This is a genomic window from Streptomyces anatolicus (assembly GCF_019400875.1).
GTDB classification, from domain to species: domain Bacteria; phylum Actinomycetota; class Actinomycetes; order Streptomycetales; family Streptomycetaceae; genus Streptomyces; species Streptomyces anatolicus.
In genome coordinates this window covers 1-13,942 of the sequence record NZ_WMBF01000147.1, presented here as the reverse complement: position 1 = coordinate 13,942, position 13,942 = coordinate 1, and the positions used below count along the sequence as shown (strand labels likewise).

The 13,942-nt window shown below is 68.7% G+C and carries 16 protein-coding genes and 2 pseudogenes; 8 read left to right on the top strand and 10 right to left on the bottom strand.

Translation table 11 applies throughout. From position 1 onward, the window contains the following. Window positions 1-21 precede the first annotated feature (21 nt). Window positions 22-975 carry an N-acetylmuramic acid 6-phosphate etherase gene (murQ, locus tag GKQ77_RS15580; protein ID WP_219689366.1) on the top strand — a complete coding sequence of 318 codons (954 nt, stop codon included), beginning with the start codon at window positions 22-24 and terminating at the stop codon, window positions 973-975. Here murQ and GKQ77_RS15575 read toward each other — a convergent pair. From GKQ77_RS15575 to GKQ77_RS15550, 6 genes are all read right to left on the bottom strand, one after another. After that, a complete protein-coding gene (locus tag GKQ77_RS15575; protein ID WP_219689365.1) occupies window positions 972-2,021 on the bottom strand; it encodes a serine hydrolase domain-containing protein in 1,050 nt (349 codons plus the stop codon). The two genes, murQ and GKQ77_RS15575, sit on opposite strands and share 4 nt — an antisense overlap. Next, window positions 2,005-2,952 carry a DUF6895 family protein gene (locus tag GKQ77_RS15570; RefSeq protein ID WP_219689364.1) on the bottom strand — a complete coding sequence of 316 codons (948 nt, stop codon included), beginning with the start codon at window positions 2,950-2,952 and terminating at the stop codon, window positions 2,005-2,007. The genes GKQ77_RS15575 and GKQ77_RS15570 overlap by 17 nt, the downstream gene beginning before the upstream one ends. Beyond that, entirely contained in the window at window positions 2,949-3,683 is a 735-nt protein-coding gene (locus GKQ77_RS15565; RefSeq protein WP_219689363.1) for a hypothetical protein, read from the bottom strand. The genes GKQ77_RS15570 and GKQ77_RS15565 overlap by 4 nt, the downstream gene beginning before the upstream one ends. A gap of 52 nt (window positions 3,684-3,735) precedes the next feature. Continuing rightward, complete coding sequence (locus GKQ77_RS15560; protein ID WP_219689362.1) at window positions 3,736-3,942, bottom strand: hypothetical protein; 207 nt, start codon at window positions 3,940-3,942, stop codon at window positions 3,736-3,738. Window positions 3,943-4,190: 248 nt separating this feature from the next. Continuing rightward, the gene (locus GKQ77_RS15555) at window positions 4,191-4,415 is read right to left on the bottom strand and encodes a hypothetical protein (protein ID WP_055536275.1); all 225 of its coding nucleotides are present in this window, start codon (window positions 4,413-4,415) and stop codon (window positions 4,191-4,193) included. Further along, complete coding sequence (locus GKQ77_RS15550; protein WP_219689361.1) at window positions 4,412-4,624, bottom strand: hypothetical protein; 213 nt, start codon at window positions 4,622-4,624, stop codon at window positions 4,412-4,414. Before GKQ77_RS15550 ends, GKQ77_RS15555 begins: the two co-directional genes overlap by 4 nt. Window positions 4,625-4,741: 117 nt before the next feature. Here GKQ77_RS15550 and GKQ77_RS15545 point away from each other — a divergent pair, with 117 nt between their 5' ends. From GKQ77_RS15545 to GKQ77_RS15525, 5 genes and pseudogenes are all read left to right on the top strand, one after another. Beyond that, entirely contained in the window at window positions 4,742-5,584 is an 843-nt protein-coding gene (locus GKQ77_RS15545) for a helix-turn-helix domain-containing protein (RefSeq protein WP_219689360.1), read from the top strand. Further along, window positions 5,565-5,897 (top strand): DUF397 domain-containing protein, encoded by a 333-nt coding sequence (locus GKQ77_RS15540; RefSeq protein ID WP_219689359.1) that lies wholly within the window; start codon window positions 5,565-5,567, stop codon window positions 5,895-5,897. Before GKQ77_RS15545 ends, GKQ77_RS15540 begins: the two co-directional genes overlap by 20 nt. Before the next feature lie 291 nt (window positions 5,898-6,188). Further along, a pseudogene (locus GKQ77_RS15535) lies at window positions 6,189-6,395 on the top strand (RacP protein); the annotation flags it as partial. A gap of 19 nt (window positions 6,396-6,414) precedes the next feature. Further along, window positions 6,415-7,165: pseudogene (locus GKQ77_RS15530) on the top strand (IS5 family transposase); the annotation flags it as partial. A gap of 73 nt (window positions 7,166-7,238) precedes the next feature. Further along, window positions 7,239-7,418, top strand: a complete 180-nt coding sequence (locus GKQ77_RS15525; protein ID WP_219689358.1) for a hypothetical protein — start codon at window positions 7,239-7,241, stop codon at window positions 7,416-7,418. A gap of 86 nt (window positions 7,419-7,504) precedes the next feature. Here the strand turns inward: GKQ77_RS15525 and GKQ77_RS33920 are convergent, their stop codons facing one another. From GKQ77_RS33920 to GKQ77_RS15505, 4 genes are read right to left on the bottom strand one after another with little or no spacing between them, the layout of a single operon-like run. After that, window positions 7,505-8,614, bottom strand: a complete 1,110-nt coding sequence (locus GKQ77_RS33920) for a 3-oxoacyl-[acyl-carrier-protein] synthase III C-terminal domain-containing protein (protein WP_219689357.1) — start codon at window positions 8,612-8,614, stop codon at window positions 7,505-7,507. Window positions 8,615-8,667: 53 nt separating this feature from the next. After that, window positions 8,668-9,174 (bottom strand): PaaI family thioesterase, encoded by a 507-nt coding sequence (locus GKQ77_RS15515; RefSeq protein ID WP_219689356.1) that lies wholly within the window; start codon window positions 9,172-9,174, stop codon window positions 8,668-8,670. Next, a complete protein-coding gene (locus tag GKQ77_RS15510; protein ID WP_219689355.1) occupies window positions 9,158-10,522 on the bottom strand; it encodes a 3-hydroxyacyl-CoA dehydrogenase NAD-binding domain-containing protein in 1,365 nt (454 codons plus the stop codon). Before GKQ77_RS15510 ends, GKQ77_RS15515 begins: the two co-directional genes overlap by 17 nt. A 31-nt stretch (window positions 10,523-10,553) precedes the next feature. Then, entirely contained in the window at window positions 10,554-11,138 is a 585-nt protein-coding gene (locus tag GKQ77_RS15505; protein WP_219689354.1) for an SMI1/KNR4 family protein, read from the bottom strand. Between the two features lie 374 nt (window positions 11,139-11,512). Here GKQ77_RS15505 and GKQ77_RS15500 point away from each other — a divergent pair, with 374 nt between their 5' ends. Then, window positions 11,513-11,974, top strand: coding sequence for a hypothetical protein (locus tag GKQ77_RS15500; protein ID WP_219689353.1), 462 nt, complete (start codon window positions 11,513-11,515; stop codon window positions 11,972-11,974). 5 nt (window positions 11,975-11,979) lie between these two features. Continuing rightward, window positions 11,980-13,875 (top strand): YncE family protein, encoded by a 1,896-nt coding sequence (locus tag GKQ77_RS15495; RefSeq protein WP_219689352.1) that lies wholly within the window; start codon window positions 11,980-11,982, stop codon window positions 13,873-13,875. The last annotated feature ends 67 nt before the right edge of the window (window positions 13,876-13,942 follow it).

Genomic DNA, 13,942 nt, shown 5'->3' with positions numbered 1-13,942 from the left:
CCCGAAAGAGCCGCACCCACGATGACCTCCCCCGAATCCGAGGACTACGGAGAGCTGCGCGCCCAGCTGGCCACCCTCACCACCGAGGCCTTCCGCCCCGAGCTGTCCGAGATCGACCGCCTGGACACCCTGGAGATCGCCCGGATCATGAACGGCGAGGACGCCTCCGTCCCCGCCGCCGTGGCCGCGCAGCTCCCCGCCATCGCCGCCGCGATCGACGGCACCGCCGAGCGGATGGCCAGGGGCGGCCGCCTCGTGTACGCGGGCGCGGGCACCGCCGGCCGCCTCGGCGTGCTGGACGCCTCCGAGTGCCCGCCCACCTTCAACACCGACCCGGCCGACGTCGTCGGCCTCATCGCGGGCGGCCCGAGCGCACTGGTCAAGTCGGTCGAGGGGGCGGAGGACAGCAGGGAGCTTGCCGCCGAGGACCTGGACGGCCTGAAGCTGACGGCGGACGACGTCGTGGTCGGCATCTCCGCCTCGGGCCGCACGCCGTACGCGATCGGCGCCGTGGAGCACGCGAAGGAACGGTACGGCGCGCTCACCATCGGCCTCTCCTGCAACGCGCACAGCGCGCTCGCGGCCGCCGCCGATCACGGCATCGAGGTCGTCGTCGGCCCCGAACTGCTCACCGGCTCCACCCGCCTCAAGGCGGGCACGGCCCAGAAGCTCGTACTCAACATGCTCTCGACGATCACGATGATCCGCCTCGGCAAGACGTACGGGAACCTCATGGTGGACGTCCGCGCGTCGAACGAGAAGCTGCGCGCCCGCTCCCGCCGCATCGTCGCGCTGGCGACCGGCGCGTCCGACGAGGAGATCGAGGCCGCGCTCGCCGCGACGGACGGCGAGGTGAAGAACGCGATCCTCACCCTCCTCGGCGGCGTCGACGCCCCCACGGCGGCGCACCTCCTCACGACCTCGGACGGCCATCTCCGCGCGGCCCTGGACCGATGCGGCCCTGGACGGAGCTAGTCCGGGGCGCTGAGCGCCCGGAGCAACAAATAGGCCTGCTGGATGAACGTGCCGCGCAAGGTGGGGTTCGTGTTGGCGAGGGCGACCACGGCCGTCCCGGGCCGGGGGCTGAATCCGGCGAAGGCGGTGAAGCCTCTCGTGGCGCCGGTGTGGAAGTAGAGGTCACGGCCCGGCAGGGCGCGCATGCTCCAGGCGAGAGGGAGCCGCGGCCCGTCGGCGGACAGCGCGCGAAGTCGCAGTACCTCCGTCATCGCGTACCGCAGTGAACCGTCGGGCAGGCGGGCGGGCTCGGCCAGGTACCGGAGGCAGGTGAGCAGGTCACGGGCGCTGGAGCGCAGGGCGGCCGCGCCCGGCAGGGCGGGGATCGACCAGGGTGGGCGGGGCCGCCCGCGCAGGTGGCCGGTGGCTTGCGCGAGCCCGTCGCAGCCCGTGTCGGTCAGGTGCAGCGGGCGCAGCACGTGCGTCTGGAGCGCGCTCGCGTAGTCGGCGGCCGCCCGCTCGGCGAGCAGGTGGCCGAGGAGGCCCATGCCGAAGTTGGAGTACGCGACACGGGTGCCCGGCCGGCGGCAGACGCGGCTGCGGGCCAGGGAGTCGAGCAGCCGGTCGGGGGTGTAGTGCGCGTAGGGGTTGCTGAACCAGGACCGCGCCGCGGTGGGGAGCAGGCCCGGTGGCAGCCTGGGCAGTCCGGCGGTGTGGGTGGCCAGGTGCTCCAGAGTGATGGCCGCGCCGTGCGGGCCGCGCGGGAGGGCCCACGCGGGCACGCAGCGGCTGAGCGGCTCGCCGAGGTGGACGACACCGCGGGCCGCCATGTCGGCGAGCAGCAGCGCGGTGAACGTCTTGGTCACCGAGCCGGTTTCGAAGCGTGTCGCCTCATCGATCGGGCGGGTCCGCGTCCTGTCGGTGAACCCCTGGCACACCGCGAGAGAGTCTCCGCCGGTGTACGCGGCGACGGCGACGCCCGCGTCACGGCCGGCCGCCCGGGCGACCAGGTGAAGGCGTTCGGTCAGCGACGCGGGCTCGGACGCGGGCTCAGCGGGGGGACGCATCGCCACTGCGGGCCTGTGCGAGGGTGCCGGCCACGACGGTCACGACCGCGGTGTGCTGGTGGTCCCGGAACGCCTGCTCCGGTTCGTCGTCGACCGGCTTCCCGTCCCGGGGCACAAGGCCGTCGGCGTGCTGGACGGCCGCCAGCCGCTCCCAGACGTCGAGGTGGTGGCCGGGGCGGGGCAGGCAGGCGTCGACGATGAGGAGTTCCACGACGAGGTCCCACTCCTCGATCTCGGACCAGATGTCGATCCACACCGGCAGCCAGCACTCCAGGTATGCGACCACGTCGCCGGGAAGGGCATGGGGCAGTCCGCCCCAGTCGGTGACGTGGAAGACGGTGTGGGTCATGCAGTAGGCGGTCATCCAGTCGATGGCCCACGGCTCGGGGAGCCTGCCCAGCCATGTCGCCGCCAGCAGGCCCGACCAGTCGGCGCCGCCTGCGAAGCCTCCGGGGCCTGCGAAGCCTGCGATACGGGCGGCGTTGGCGACCGCAAGCCGCCGGTTCGGCACCAGCTCGGCACCCTGATGGGTGCGGAGGCCTGACAGGTGTACGAGGAGGGCGTCGAGCCGTTCGTGCCGGTGGCCGCCCCGGGTGAAGTGCGCGTACAGCTCCAGCGGGTCGGCCATCAGCGGATGCCTCAGCTGCCGCTCGTAGAGCAGATCGCCCTGCCGCAATTGTGCCCAGGCGAAGTCCAGCAGCTCGCGCGCCGCTTGTTCGTGACCGGGCGGGGGAACGCTGCCTTCACGCAGGAGGAGGCTGGCGGCCAGGGCGGTCTCGCCCAGCGACTTGTAGTACCCGTCCGGGTCGGCCACGTCGGCCGTTTCCGGCGCCGGGAAGGCCCCGTACGGGCGGTTGCGGTGCAGCCAGCCCAGGGCCCGTCCGGTCACCCGGCCGACCACGTCGGTACCCACCGGGAGTTCGTCCGTCATCGTGTTCCCTCCCGCCGCGTCCGCGTCCTCAGCAGACGCGTGATCCTGACGTCGAGCGACAGGCGCGCGTCCGCGGAGCCGCACAGCTCCAGGTGGCGCATCACCGCCTCGACGTTCAACTGCTCGATGGCGGCGCGGTGGTCGGCGAGCGCCGTCCAGCGGGCCAGGCGGGCGGCCGTGCGGTAGTCGCGCCGGAGCATCGCGCGGGCGACACCGCGGCCCAGGTCCGCGGCCCGCGTCCGGGCCTGCTCGACGAGGGGCCCGCATACGCCGGGCAGCGCGCAGGAGGCCACTCGTGCCATGTGCTGGGCCCAGGGGCGCCAGCACTCCTCGGGCCGGAGGAAGGCGTCGACGTCGACACCGTCATCGACAGCCACGCCGTCACCGCTGACGGCTCCCTCCGCCCGGTGCAGGAGACCGGTCGTCACACGGTCGAGACTCGTGGTCTCGGCCGTGCCCCCGGCGTCGAGCGGGTAGTGGGCGAGCGCCGTGGCGATCACCTCACGATCGGCCGGTTCGATGCGCCGCGAACCGAACAGTGCGGGCGCCAGGACGTCCGGGCCCAGTACCCGTACGGCGGCCAGAGCCGCCCGTCTGTCGCTCGCCCCTTGTACGTAGTCGGCGAGCGCCGCACCGCTGCCCGGGGTCTCCAGACAGCGGTGCAGACGCCCGGCCAGGTCATCGGCCGCGCGGGCGTACTCCTCCATGAGCGCGGTGTCCTGGTGTGGCACGATCACCCTCCCCTGTGGCGCGGCCGGACGACTCTGTGCGTCGAAGGGATGCCTACTTCGCGCGCTTCTCGCGCGGTTCCTTCGGCTCACCCGGGGGGCTCGTGACGAGGAGAAAGAGGGCGAGCCCGCTCGCCGGCTGTGCGTAGGCCGGTGCCGCGCTGAAAGGCGCCTCGGTCTCGGCCATCAGCGCCGCGACGGTGGTCGTCTCGGCCGCTGTGGCCGCCGGAAGGGCTTCGGGCACGAGGAGCTGAGTGGACATGTGTGTCGCCTCCTGTTGTGGGGGGGGCCGCTGCCACATCCGCCGACAGGCCTGACACCTCACCTTGCCGATGGTGTGGGGCGGCGTTGAGGACCGGCGCCGAACTGCGGCCGGTCTCCCAGGATTTGCCCGCCTCCCCGTGCCTCACCTGTCCGCGAGCGCTTCTTCGCCCGAAAAGGTGACATGTGCCCGGCAAACATGCCAGGTGAGTGCGCCGGTTCACGGCAGGTGCCGTTTTCCCCGCCGGTTCACGGCAGGCGCCCTTCCCAGTTGACCTGCCGCACCTTCGCCCGCAGCACCTCCCCCGACGGCGCCTCGCCCACCGACCCCGGCGGGCAGTCCCACTCCCGGCCGCCGCCGATCGGCCTGAGCTGTACGAGGCCTCCCTCGCACCCCATGACCTCCCCCACGCTGCCGTCCCGGTGGTCGACGGCGTACGTCCCCGTCTCCGGCACGCTCGGGTCGTCGTTCATCGCGCCCCCTCCAGGACCGCCACCAGCCGCAGCGCGGTGTCGAGGTTGCAGCGCCCCAGCTCCACCAGGGGCAGCGCGCCTTCGTCGGCGGCGCTCAGGGGGTCCATCCGCAGCGACGGCAGCGTGACGCCGACCTCTGCGAGGACCGCCCTCAACTGCCGTACGGCGTCCTCGGCCGCCCGCATCCGTTCCTCCGCCGTAAGTGCCATGTGCTTCGCCTTTCCCACCGAGTGTTGCCGTTACCTCACACAGAGTGGCCGGGCGTGCGTAGCCTGGAAAGCATTGGCGTCCCAACAACCCCCCGTGTCCAGTGGAGGAGTTGCCCCATGACCCGACCCAAAGACCTGGACCCCTCCTCGAACCCCCGAGCGCTCCTCGGCTGCGAACTGCGCCATGCGCGCGAGCGGGTGGGCCTCAGCCAGGAGGCGCTGGGGGCGCCGATCTTCGTGAGCGGTTCGTTCATCGGCCAGTTGGAGGCGGGGACGAGGCGGATGCACCTGGAGTACGCGCGTCACTTCGACGAAGTCCTCGGCATGGGGGGCTTCTTCGCCCGCAATTGCAAGGCTGTGGCCAAGTCGAAGTACCCGGATCACTTCGCAGAGGCGGCGGAGGCGGAGGCCGTCGCGACGGCGATCAGGCAGTACGCGACCCTGCTCATCCCCGGCTTGCTCCAGACGAAGGCGTACGCGGAGGAGGTGTTCCGCGCGTATCACCCCACGGCGACGGACGAGACGATCGACGACCTGGTGACGGCTCGGCTCGAACGGGCGCATCTTCTTGATGACCCAACAACCCCGTTGTTATGGGCGGTGATTGACGAGGCCGCTCTCAGGCGGGAGGTCGGGGGCTGTTCGGTGATGGCGGAGGTGTTGCACCACGTGGTCGGCCTGATGCGCAAGCGCCGCGTCATCGTGCAGGTTCTGCCGTTCAGCGCCGGGGCGCACGCGGCGATGGACGGCCCGTTGAAGCTGATGGAGTTCGAAGACGCGCCGCAGCTCTCCTTCGTCGAAGCGCCGGACATGGGGAAACTTCTGGACGACCCGGCCACCATCGCCCGACACACCCTGATGTTCAACCTTCTCCAGGCAGCGGCGCTCTCACCGAGGGAATCCCTGGCCCTGATCGAGTCGGTGGCGCAGGATTACGAGCATGGAGAACAGCACCCGTGAGTACGAGTACGACCTGAGCGGCGCCACTTGGCACAAGTCCAGCTACAGCGGCGGACAAGGCGGCGACTGCCTGGAGGTCGCCACTTGGCGCAAGTCCACGCACAGCGATGCCAGCGGCGGGAACTGCCTGGAAGTCGCGGACACCTGGCGCAAGTCCACCCACAGCGGGGGCGACGGCGGTGACTGCCTCGAAGTCGCTGACGGGAACCCCGAGATCGTCCCCGTCCGCGACTCCAAGAACTCCCAAGGCCCCCACCTCATCTTCCAGGCGGCAGCCTGGTCCGCCTTTCTCGACGAGGTGAAGGCCCCCTAACGCGCCCCCGCGCGAACCGCGCCGGAGACGGCGGCCGCCCGCGCCCGGGTCCCGGCCGACAGGGCCACCCCGAGCGCGGCGGACAGGGAGGCGAGGGTCGGCGCCGCGGCCGGCCCAGTACGGCTGGTCCGCGCCCTGGGCCAGCGCCGCCGTCGTCGTGCCCGCGCCGCCGTGGCGCACGACGGCGGGCGCTGCGAAAGGCCCCGTAAGGGGCGCGGGGAACTGCGCGCCCAACCACGACACACCCGCACACGACCACGAAGCCGCATGGGCCGGCACCCCTCAGAACCCAGGGCAGACGGCTACGGGTTCAGCGCGGACCCGAACGAGTTGGAGTCCTATGAGACGGCCCGGGTGCACGTGCTGCTCACTGAGGTCCGCCGTCTGATCACCGGCACCATCGCCCCACACGCCGCCCTGGACCCGGAGGACAGGCGGGTGCGGCACATCGTCGCCCAGCTCAATTCCGTCGAGTCCACCCTGGACCTGATCGCCTGACGGAACGGGAGGGGGCGTGATGCGGCAGCGGCGCTATCCCTCGGACACCACGGACCTGGAGTGGATGCTCATCGAGCCCTTGTTGCCGGTGCCGGCCTGCCAGACTCCGAGCGGCGGCCGTCCTGAGTCCCATCCAAGGCGCGAGATCGTTGACGCCCTGCGCTATCTCGTCGACACCGGCTGCAAATGGGCCGCCCTCCCGCAGGATTACCCGCCCTTCAAGACGGTGTTCGGCTTCTTCAGCCGCTGGTCCGCCCGGGGAGTCTTCAACCTCATCCGTGACCAGCTGCGGCGCCGGATCCGCAGGTCGATGGGCACTTCGCCGCACCCGGTGGCGGCGGTGATCGATTCGCAGTCCGTCAAGGTCGCTGCCACCGTCCCGCGCTCCACGTCCGGATACGACGCGGGGAAAAAGACGCCGGGCCGCAAGAGACACATCATCGTGGACCTGAAGGGACTTCCGCTGTTCGTGATGGTCACCCCGGCCGATATGCACGACAGTGCCGCCGCCCGCGAAGTCATTCCTCCACCTGACGATCAAGACTGTGAGCAGGCCCAAGGACGCGAAGGGATTCGTGATCCTTCCGCGTCGGTGGGTGGTGGAGAGGTCGCTGGCGTGGCTGATGCACGCGCGCAGGACCGTCCGGGACTACGAGACCCGGCCCGAGCACTCCGAAGCGTTCCTCACTCTTGCTGCCATCACCCTCATGACCCGGCGGCTCAGCCGTCCCTCAGTTCATCCGAACGCGGCCAAGCCCCGTACTACAGCAGCCGTTGCGGCAGTCTGACCATGCTCGAACACCTGCGTATGCGGGCCTCGGCGCGAAGGCGCCGTGCGGCTGGGTGCTGGAAGGCTTCGCCGAGGGCCGGATGTGGAAGCGGCTGGACAAGCGCTCCGGTGAGTCCTTCGCACGGGACCAGCAGGCGCGGATGTGCACGGTGACGCGTCCGGGGACGTACCGGCACTGCCTGCTGGTGCCGGACGGCGCGGCGCCCTTGGCGGAAGTGGAACTGCTGAGCTGACCCTGCCCAGGAGGGCGTGGCGGCAGGGCGGGGGCGGGAGTGGAGAAACCCATTCCCGCCCCTTGCGCACGTGGGCGCGGGGGCCTCTACGGATTCCTGGAACCGAGGTGGACGGAGGTGATGAAGGCGCCACGTTCCGGTCCCGATCCGACCACGCTGAAGCACACCAGGTCTTCCGCGGAAAGCGCCCCCTTCGCCAGATCTTCTTGCAGCAGTGCCAACGTGGAAGGCGAGACCGTGTTTCCGAACCGTGCCGCGTTGGAAGGGGTCTTCTCCTGTGGCATGCCCACCGATTCCACGAACGCTTCCACCAGGCGAGGACTGGCCTGGTGCGTGTAGACACGGGAGACCTGGTCGAGATAGCCGGGCCTATGCTGCTCCAGGGTCTGGTGATTTTCCAGCATGCCCCGCATGTAGTAGTCGATGATCTCGTCGCTGTTCATGCCGTACGACATGAGGAGCGTGGAGTTTCTTTTCCCTGGCGGATGTTCGACTCCTCCGCCCGGGTAGTGGATGAGCGGATCGGTGAGCCCCGGGCCACCGGCGAAGGAGTGCGTGTCACGGCTGTAGAACGACATTCCGTCGCCGTCCGGGGCTCGCGTCAGCACTACAGCGGCCAGGGCATCGGAGAACAGTGCGGCAGAAGCCCACAGAAATTCTCCGAAAGGGTGATCCTTGTTCCCGACGCCGTGCGAGTACAGGGCTCCCCGGGAGTCGACGGCGTGGCGGCTCGTCACGTTGTAGGCGACGACCAGGGCTCTTTCACTGTTCATCTTGCGGGTGAGTTCCGCCGCGCGGGCCAGCCCCGCGCACCCGGCCCCCAGCTGGAGCGGGGCGACCGCGTCCGGCAGGCCGAGATCGCGTGCCAGGCTCAGCGCGTCCTGGTCGAGCATCACTTGGAACGGCGTGCAGGACACGAGGATCAGCGCATCGAGGTCTTCCACCGTGATCGCCGCCGAGTCGAGAGCCGTCCGGGCGACCTGTGTGAGAACGCGGGCGTCGGTGAAGCGGTCGGGAGCCCAGGCTTTGCCTGTCACTCCCAGAATGTGTTGCAGAGCCTCCCCTGACATGATTGAGCCGGGATGCTTCTTGTCCGGGATTCCGGCCCTCTCCGCCCAGGTCGCGATGTCGACCTGATCGCCCAGCTCCACAGCCAGTCCTGTGATCTTGTACGGGAAGCTGTTCGGTGCGACCACTGATGTCTCCTCCTGGCTGGTGCCTCGATGAGCATGCGTGACCCGGCGAGCGGCTACACGGACAGGACGCGTACGGTGGCAGTCGCCTCGGCCAGTACTTTCCCGTCCCGGTCGACGAGTTCGGCGGTCGCCTGGGAACGCCCCTGCTCGGGTTCGGGAGCTGAACCCACACAGCGGAGCACCTGCCGCCCAGGGCTGACCGGGTGCAGGAAACTGACGCACAGTTTCGCGGTCACGGCGTATGAACCGGCCGGCAGATGAGTCTGGACGGCATACCCGCACACGGCGTCCGCCACGGACGCGATCAGACCACCATGCACATTCCCGCTGTGGGTCCCGTGCCACTCACGGGGCCGCACACCGATGGTCACCGACCCCCGATCGACCTCGACGACCCGGTAATCCAGGGTGGACTCCAGCGGAGCCGCCGAGAGTGAACCCTCCTGCAGTCCACGCATCAGCTGGAGGCCGTCCATACCCAGGAGGGTCGGAATCTGAGCGAACGGGTCGTGGAAGGAGTACGTCCGCCGGCTCACCACCGTCTCATCGCGCGTGCTCATGCGTCTCTCTGTCCCCTCGGTCGGCGCGGCGTTCCCGTGTGCTCGGGTATTCGTAGAAGCCCTTGCGGGATTTTCGGCCCAGAAGCCCTTCGGATACCATGTGAGCCAGAATTTCCGGTGGCTTGAAGACAGCTCGCCCGGTCCTCTCGTATGCGTTCTCCAGGCTCGCCAGCGCCACATCGAGCCCCACGGCGTCGAGGGATTTGAGCGGACCTGTCGCATGCCCGAATCCCAGCTCACAGATCGCGTCGATATCATCCGCACTCGCGGCCCCGGATTCATGCAGCCGCATCGCCTCGGCCGCGAGCACACCGAAGAGGCGGTTCACGACAGGTCCGGACACCCCGTCCTCGACGATCAGACAGCGTTTCCCCCACCCCTCGAAACGCGTGCGAACGCGCGACACCGTTTCCTCGCTGGTCTCCGTTCCGGTGAGGACTTCGACCAGCGGGCAGATCGGGGCCGGATAGATGAAATGCGTGCCCAGGAAGTTCTGTGGCCTTCGGGTAGCCCCTGCGAGGACATCGATCGAGATGGACGAGGTGTTGGTGGACAGAATCGTGTTCTCGTCACAGACGCGATCGAGCTCCGTGAGGACCTTCTTCTTCACGGAGAGGTCCTCGGCCACGCTCTCGATGACCAGGTCGGCCGCCGCCAACTCACTTACATCAACCACCGGCTGCATACGCGCGACGGCCTCGTCCGCAGAAACTTCGTCGATCCAACCCTTTTCGACGGCTCTGCCCAAGTCCTTCTTGCATTTATCGATGCAGGACCGAAGCGTCGTTTCCCTTCGACTCCAGACGAGAACAGGGGATCCTGCCAGCGCGGCCGCCAGGGCGATCCCCCCGCCCATCACCCCGGCGCCCGCAACTCCAGTCAGCTGGCCCATCCGTAGGCATCTCCCATATCCGTACCGAGCAACAGCAAGATCTTGCGACGTGGCGTTTCTCCGTTTTTCACCGCCACCCTGGAATCTCATGCCTCCCCGACTTTGCGCACGCTGCGCCTCGGGGAGCGCCAGGATGGCCCGAACGGCGCAAACCTGTGCCACGCCGCACCTCCCACTTGTCGGCAGGGCCGCCACGAGCAGCAGCCCGCGCCCCGACTCGGCGTCGTCGTCGCCTCGGGTGCCCGGCCGGGGCCACCCGCCGCCGCTGTCGTGCATCTCGCCCCGAATGACGTCGCCGTCACGGTGGGCGAGGATCCGGAAGCCGCGTCCGGACGGGACACCGTGCAGCAGCGCGTTGGGCACCAGTTCACTGACGCGGAGCGTGATGTAGTCCGTGCGCTGGCGGATGCCCCAGCCGTGGAGGGCGGTACGGACGAAGGGCCGGGCCTTGGGCATGGAGTGGCGTTCGCACCGGAAGAAGCGCTCCTCAGAGGATCTCCCAGCCCAGTCCGGCCTCATCCGCTACCACCGGCAGGTAGCCCTCCACTGCCATACCTGTCTCCAGGGTCGTGGCGGTCGCGTCCAGGAGCGCCGGCAGTGACGACCACATGGGGTGTGAGCCGAAGCGGGTCCCCTGCTCGTGGTCGGCCTCGCCGACCCTTCCGCGGCGGCGGTGTGGACGCTGATCGATGATGAGGCTGTCGCCGCCGCCGTCACTGGCGAAGGGGATCCAGTGGGAGTGCCACCACGGTCCGAAGACCTGGTCGGGGTCGTCCTCCTCGGTGCCTTCGAGTTCATCGCGGTAGATGTTCATGCACAGCTGCCAGACGTCGGCGATGTTCCGGACGCTGAGCAGCCTCCAGAACGGAGGCAGCAGATCGTCATCGCCCGTGCCGTTGTGCCGAAGCAACGACTCGATCAGAGGATCGGGAAGCGACTGGCCGATGACCTCTCCAGCCGCTGCGATGGCTGAGGCCTCTGCCGGGGGCTCCAGAGCCGCGAACGTGCGGGGCGCGTGGTGGGCGAGCCATGTCTCGATACGGGTCCAGGACTGGGCCACCGACGGAGTCATCCTGGGATCATTCCAGCCCGGGACGCCGCCCATTGGAGGGTTTCAAGACGGGCTCTCAGAGGGCGGCACGGACAGCTCCCCCAGGGGCGCGAGGAACTGCGCGCCCAGCCACGACGCACCCGCGGGTTCGGTGGGACTGATGTGTGCGGGCCCGCGTCGGTTGCTCGCGCAGTTCCCCGCGCCCCTGACGGGACGGCCCGGTGGCCGCCGGCACGGTTAGCGGCTCAACAATTCCACGCACCCCATAAGCAGAAAACGCCACGCGCATTCGTGCCCCCTTCAATCAACAGTACGATGTCCTGAATCGATCCCTCTCCGGAGGTCACGCCAGATCAGTCGTATAGACCGATGAGCGGAGGGGTAGGCAGGCGCCCATGACCTTCAAGAACATCTTCGACAGCGGTGGAAGCGAAGCCAAGTCCGCTGAGGAATCCGCCCGAAAGGCCCGGGAGAACATTCCTGGCGCGTGGCCCGAAAGGGAAGGAGTCGATCCGGAGCTTTACGACGGAATTCCCGAGACCCCGCGCGACCCGAAGCTGGTGCGCGAGACCTCGCCCGAGGCACTCGACATCATGGGCAATTTCATCGCCCCGCTCTTCCAGAACACGCAGACGGCGGCCACCAAGCAGCAGGAAGCCAGCGAGAACCCCGAATCGACGACCACCATGGCGTCCTCGGCCAAGGACGAGGCATTCAAGAAAGTGAAGGTGGAGATCAAGGAGGAAGACCAGCCGAAAATCAGCGACGAGGACCGCCCGAAGGTCAGCGACAAGCAGCTGGAACATTCGAGGAAAGACAACCGCACCTCGGCCAACGACATCCCGAGGGAAGGCTGAGGAGCATGGGCGACCCCGCCAAGAACAACGTAAGCACCACCTATCTCGGTGAGCGTTCCATTCGCCACCCGTTGACCGGGCGAAATCTGAAGGAGCTGGAGATCGCCGAGAAGGCCCCCGCCATCCTGGAGCGGGACAGGGCCAAGCTGAAGAGGAAGGCCGAGCGGAAGGCGCCGGACGGGACCGACCGGGAGATCTTCCCCACCGGGTTCTCCCTGAACAAGGGGCGGTTCGGCGACTTCCCCGCCACGGAGGCCACGGCACATCAGCGCGGCTGGCAGGCCTATATGACGGTGGGCGTCCCCCTCATCGAGGAGCGGGGCGACATCACGCAGCCCCCTCCCGACGTGATCTCCAAGCAGACGTTCGTCAACCGGACCGACCCCGTCGAGACCAATTGGTCGCACACGGTCGAATTCTCGGTCTCGAACACGATCAGCTGGTCTCTTCAAGGCCAGGTACAGCTCACCTTCGGGGCGAAGGCCACCGCTTCTCTGCAACAGCAGTTGCAGAAAAGCATGGCGATGAACCAGTCCCAGAAGACCACCCTGAAGAACAGCAAGGACAATCAGGGTGTGGACAACGAATCCCAGTCCCAGTCGACGAGCACGACGACGGCCACGAGTACCGCCACCGGAACCGGCGAGCTGTCCGCGCAATTGATGCTCGGGATCACCGCCTCCGTCAGTGGTTCGGTGACCACCGGGTTCAAGACCTCGTCCACACTGGGTGGCAAAATCAGCAGCCGGGTGGACGTCCTCGCCACGCAGCGGCGCCAGGTGCGGAGGTTCGACTACGAATTCCCCCTCTCCTTCGGAGGCTGGGTGGCCCTCTACTACCCCGAGCCGGTGGAGGTGAAGGAGACCCGGCCGAAAGGCCCGCAGTCTGCCGAACCGAAATACTCCAAGGTGATCGCCTGGAAACTCGGCGAGACCGGCGGTTCGGATTCCTTCGACCTGACCGACGAAGGAAAGCCCTTCTCCCAGAAGGGGGAGGCCGAGGTCGTCTCCACCCTCGCCGGGGTGCACGAGATCTTCGAGCTGGAAAAGCTCGAATTCGACCTGGAGCGGCACCCTCTCCACAAGAAGGGCGAAGTGCGGGAGATCCCGAAGAAGGCTCCCGTCGAGCTGGCCACCGGCATGGGGACGGCCGACGGCCTCGCCCTTGACCTCCCGAACCAGAAGGCATACGTCACCGAGCGGTACAACGGCGGCAAGCTGCACAAGGTGGATCTCGCGGGCGGCACACCGGAGTTGGTCGCGGGCGGCCTGGGCCAGGTCAACGACGTGGCACTGGACCTACCCAACAACAAGGCCTACGTCACCGACTACAGCGGCACGCGGCTGATCACGGTGAATCTCGCCGACCCCGCCGCCCCGCCCGTCAAGGTCGCCGAAGGCATGTACGCGTACGGCGTCGCGCTGGACCCGCCCAACAACAAGGCTTACGTCACCGACGTCCAGAACGGCAAGCTGATCGAGTACGGCCTGCACAGCCAGCCGGCGGAGAAGCAGCGCACCTGGAACGTGCCGAGGGCCGCGGGAGTGGCGCTGCACGCGGGCAAGGCGTACGTCGGCCAGTACGAGCTGGGCGGGCTTTACGAGATCGACCTGGCGGCGAAGGACGCCACCCCGCGCTCCGTGGCATCCAACCTCGGGAGCAGTGTCCGCGTGGCGCCGGACAGCGCGGCCAACGCGTACGTCTCCCACCCCGGCGGCGCCAAGCTGCGCGAGGTCGTCATCGCCGACGGCGAGGCCAAGGGCCGCCAGCGCGTGGCCGCCGAAGGCATCGGCTCGGTCTGCGGCATCGCCCTCGACCGGGACAGCGGCCTGATCTACGCCACCACCCGGGAGGGCAAGCTCTGGCGGCTCCCCGACGTGCTGCCCGAGGCCTCGGCGTAGGCCTCGAAGCGCACGTCGCGCGCAGACCCGGGGGGGGCTCCACGGAAGGGGAGGCGGAATTCAACCC

Coding starts and splice junctions, on each gene's coding strand:
- GKQ77_RS15495 (WP_219689352.1), top strand. CDS start 11,980: ATGGGCGACCCCGCCAAGAACAACGTAAGCACCACCTATCTCGGTGAG.
- GKQ77_RS15505 (WP_219689354.1), bottom strand. CDS start 11,138: ATGACTCCGTCGGTGGCCCAGTCCTGGACCCGTATCGAGACATGGCTC.
- GKQ77_RS15540 (WP_219689359.1), top strand. CDS start 5,565: ATGGAGAACAGCACCCGTGAGTACGAGTACGACCTGAGCGGCGCCACT.
- GKQ77_RS15510 (WP_219689355.1), bottom strand. CDS start 10,522: ATGCCCAAGGCCCGGCCCTTCGTCCGTACCGCCCTCCACGGCTGGGGC.
- GKQ77_RS15515 (WP_219689356.1), bottom strand. CDS start 9,174: ATGAGCACGCGCGATGAGACGGTGGTGAGCCGGCGGACGTACTCCTTC.
- GKQ77_RS15500 (WP_219689353.1), top strand. CDS start 11,513: ATGACCTTCAAGAACATCTTCGACAGCGGTGGAAGCGAAGCCAAGTCC.
- GKQ77_RS15555 (WP_055536275.1), bottom strand. CDS start 4,415: ATGAACGACGACCCGAGCGTGCCGGAGACGGGGACGTACGCCGTCGAC.
- GKQ77_RS15545 (WP_219689360.1), top strand. CDS start 4,742: ATGACCCGACCCAAAGACCTGGACCCCTCCTCGAACCCCCGAGCGCTC.
- GKQ77_RS15560 (WP_219689362.1), bottom strand. CDS start 3,942: ATGTCCACTCAGCTCCTCGTGCCCGAAGCCCTTCCGGCGGCCACAGCG.
- murQ (WP_219689366.1), top strand. CDS start 22: ATGACCTCCCCCGAATCCGAGGACTACGGAGAGCTGCGCGCCCAGCTG.
- GKQ77_RS15575 (WP_219689365.1), bottom strand. CDS start 2,021: ATGCGTCCCCCCGCTGAGCCCGCGTCCGAGCCCGCGTCGCTGACCGAA.
- GKQ77_RS15570 (WP_219689364.1), bottom strand. CDS start 2,952: ATGACGGACGAACTCCCGGTGGGTACCGACGTGGTCGGCCGGGTGACC.
- GKQ77_RS15550 (WP_219689361.1), bottom strand. CDS start 4,624: ATGGCACTTACGGCGGAGGAACGGATGCGGGCGGCCGAGGACGCCGTA.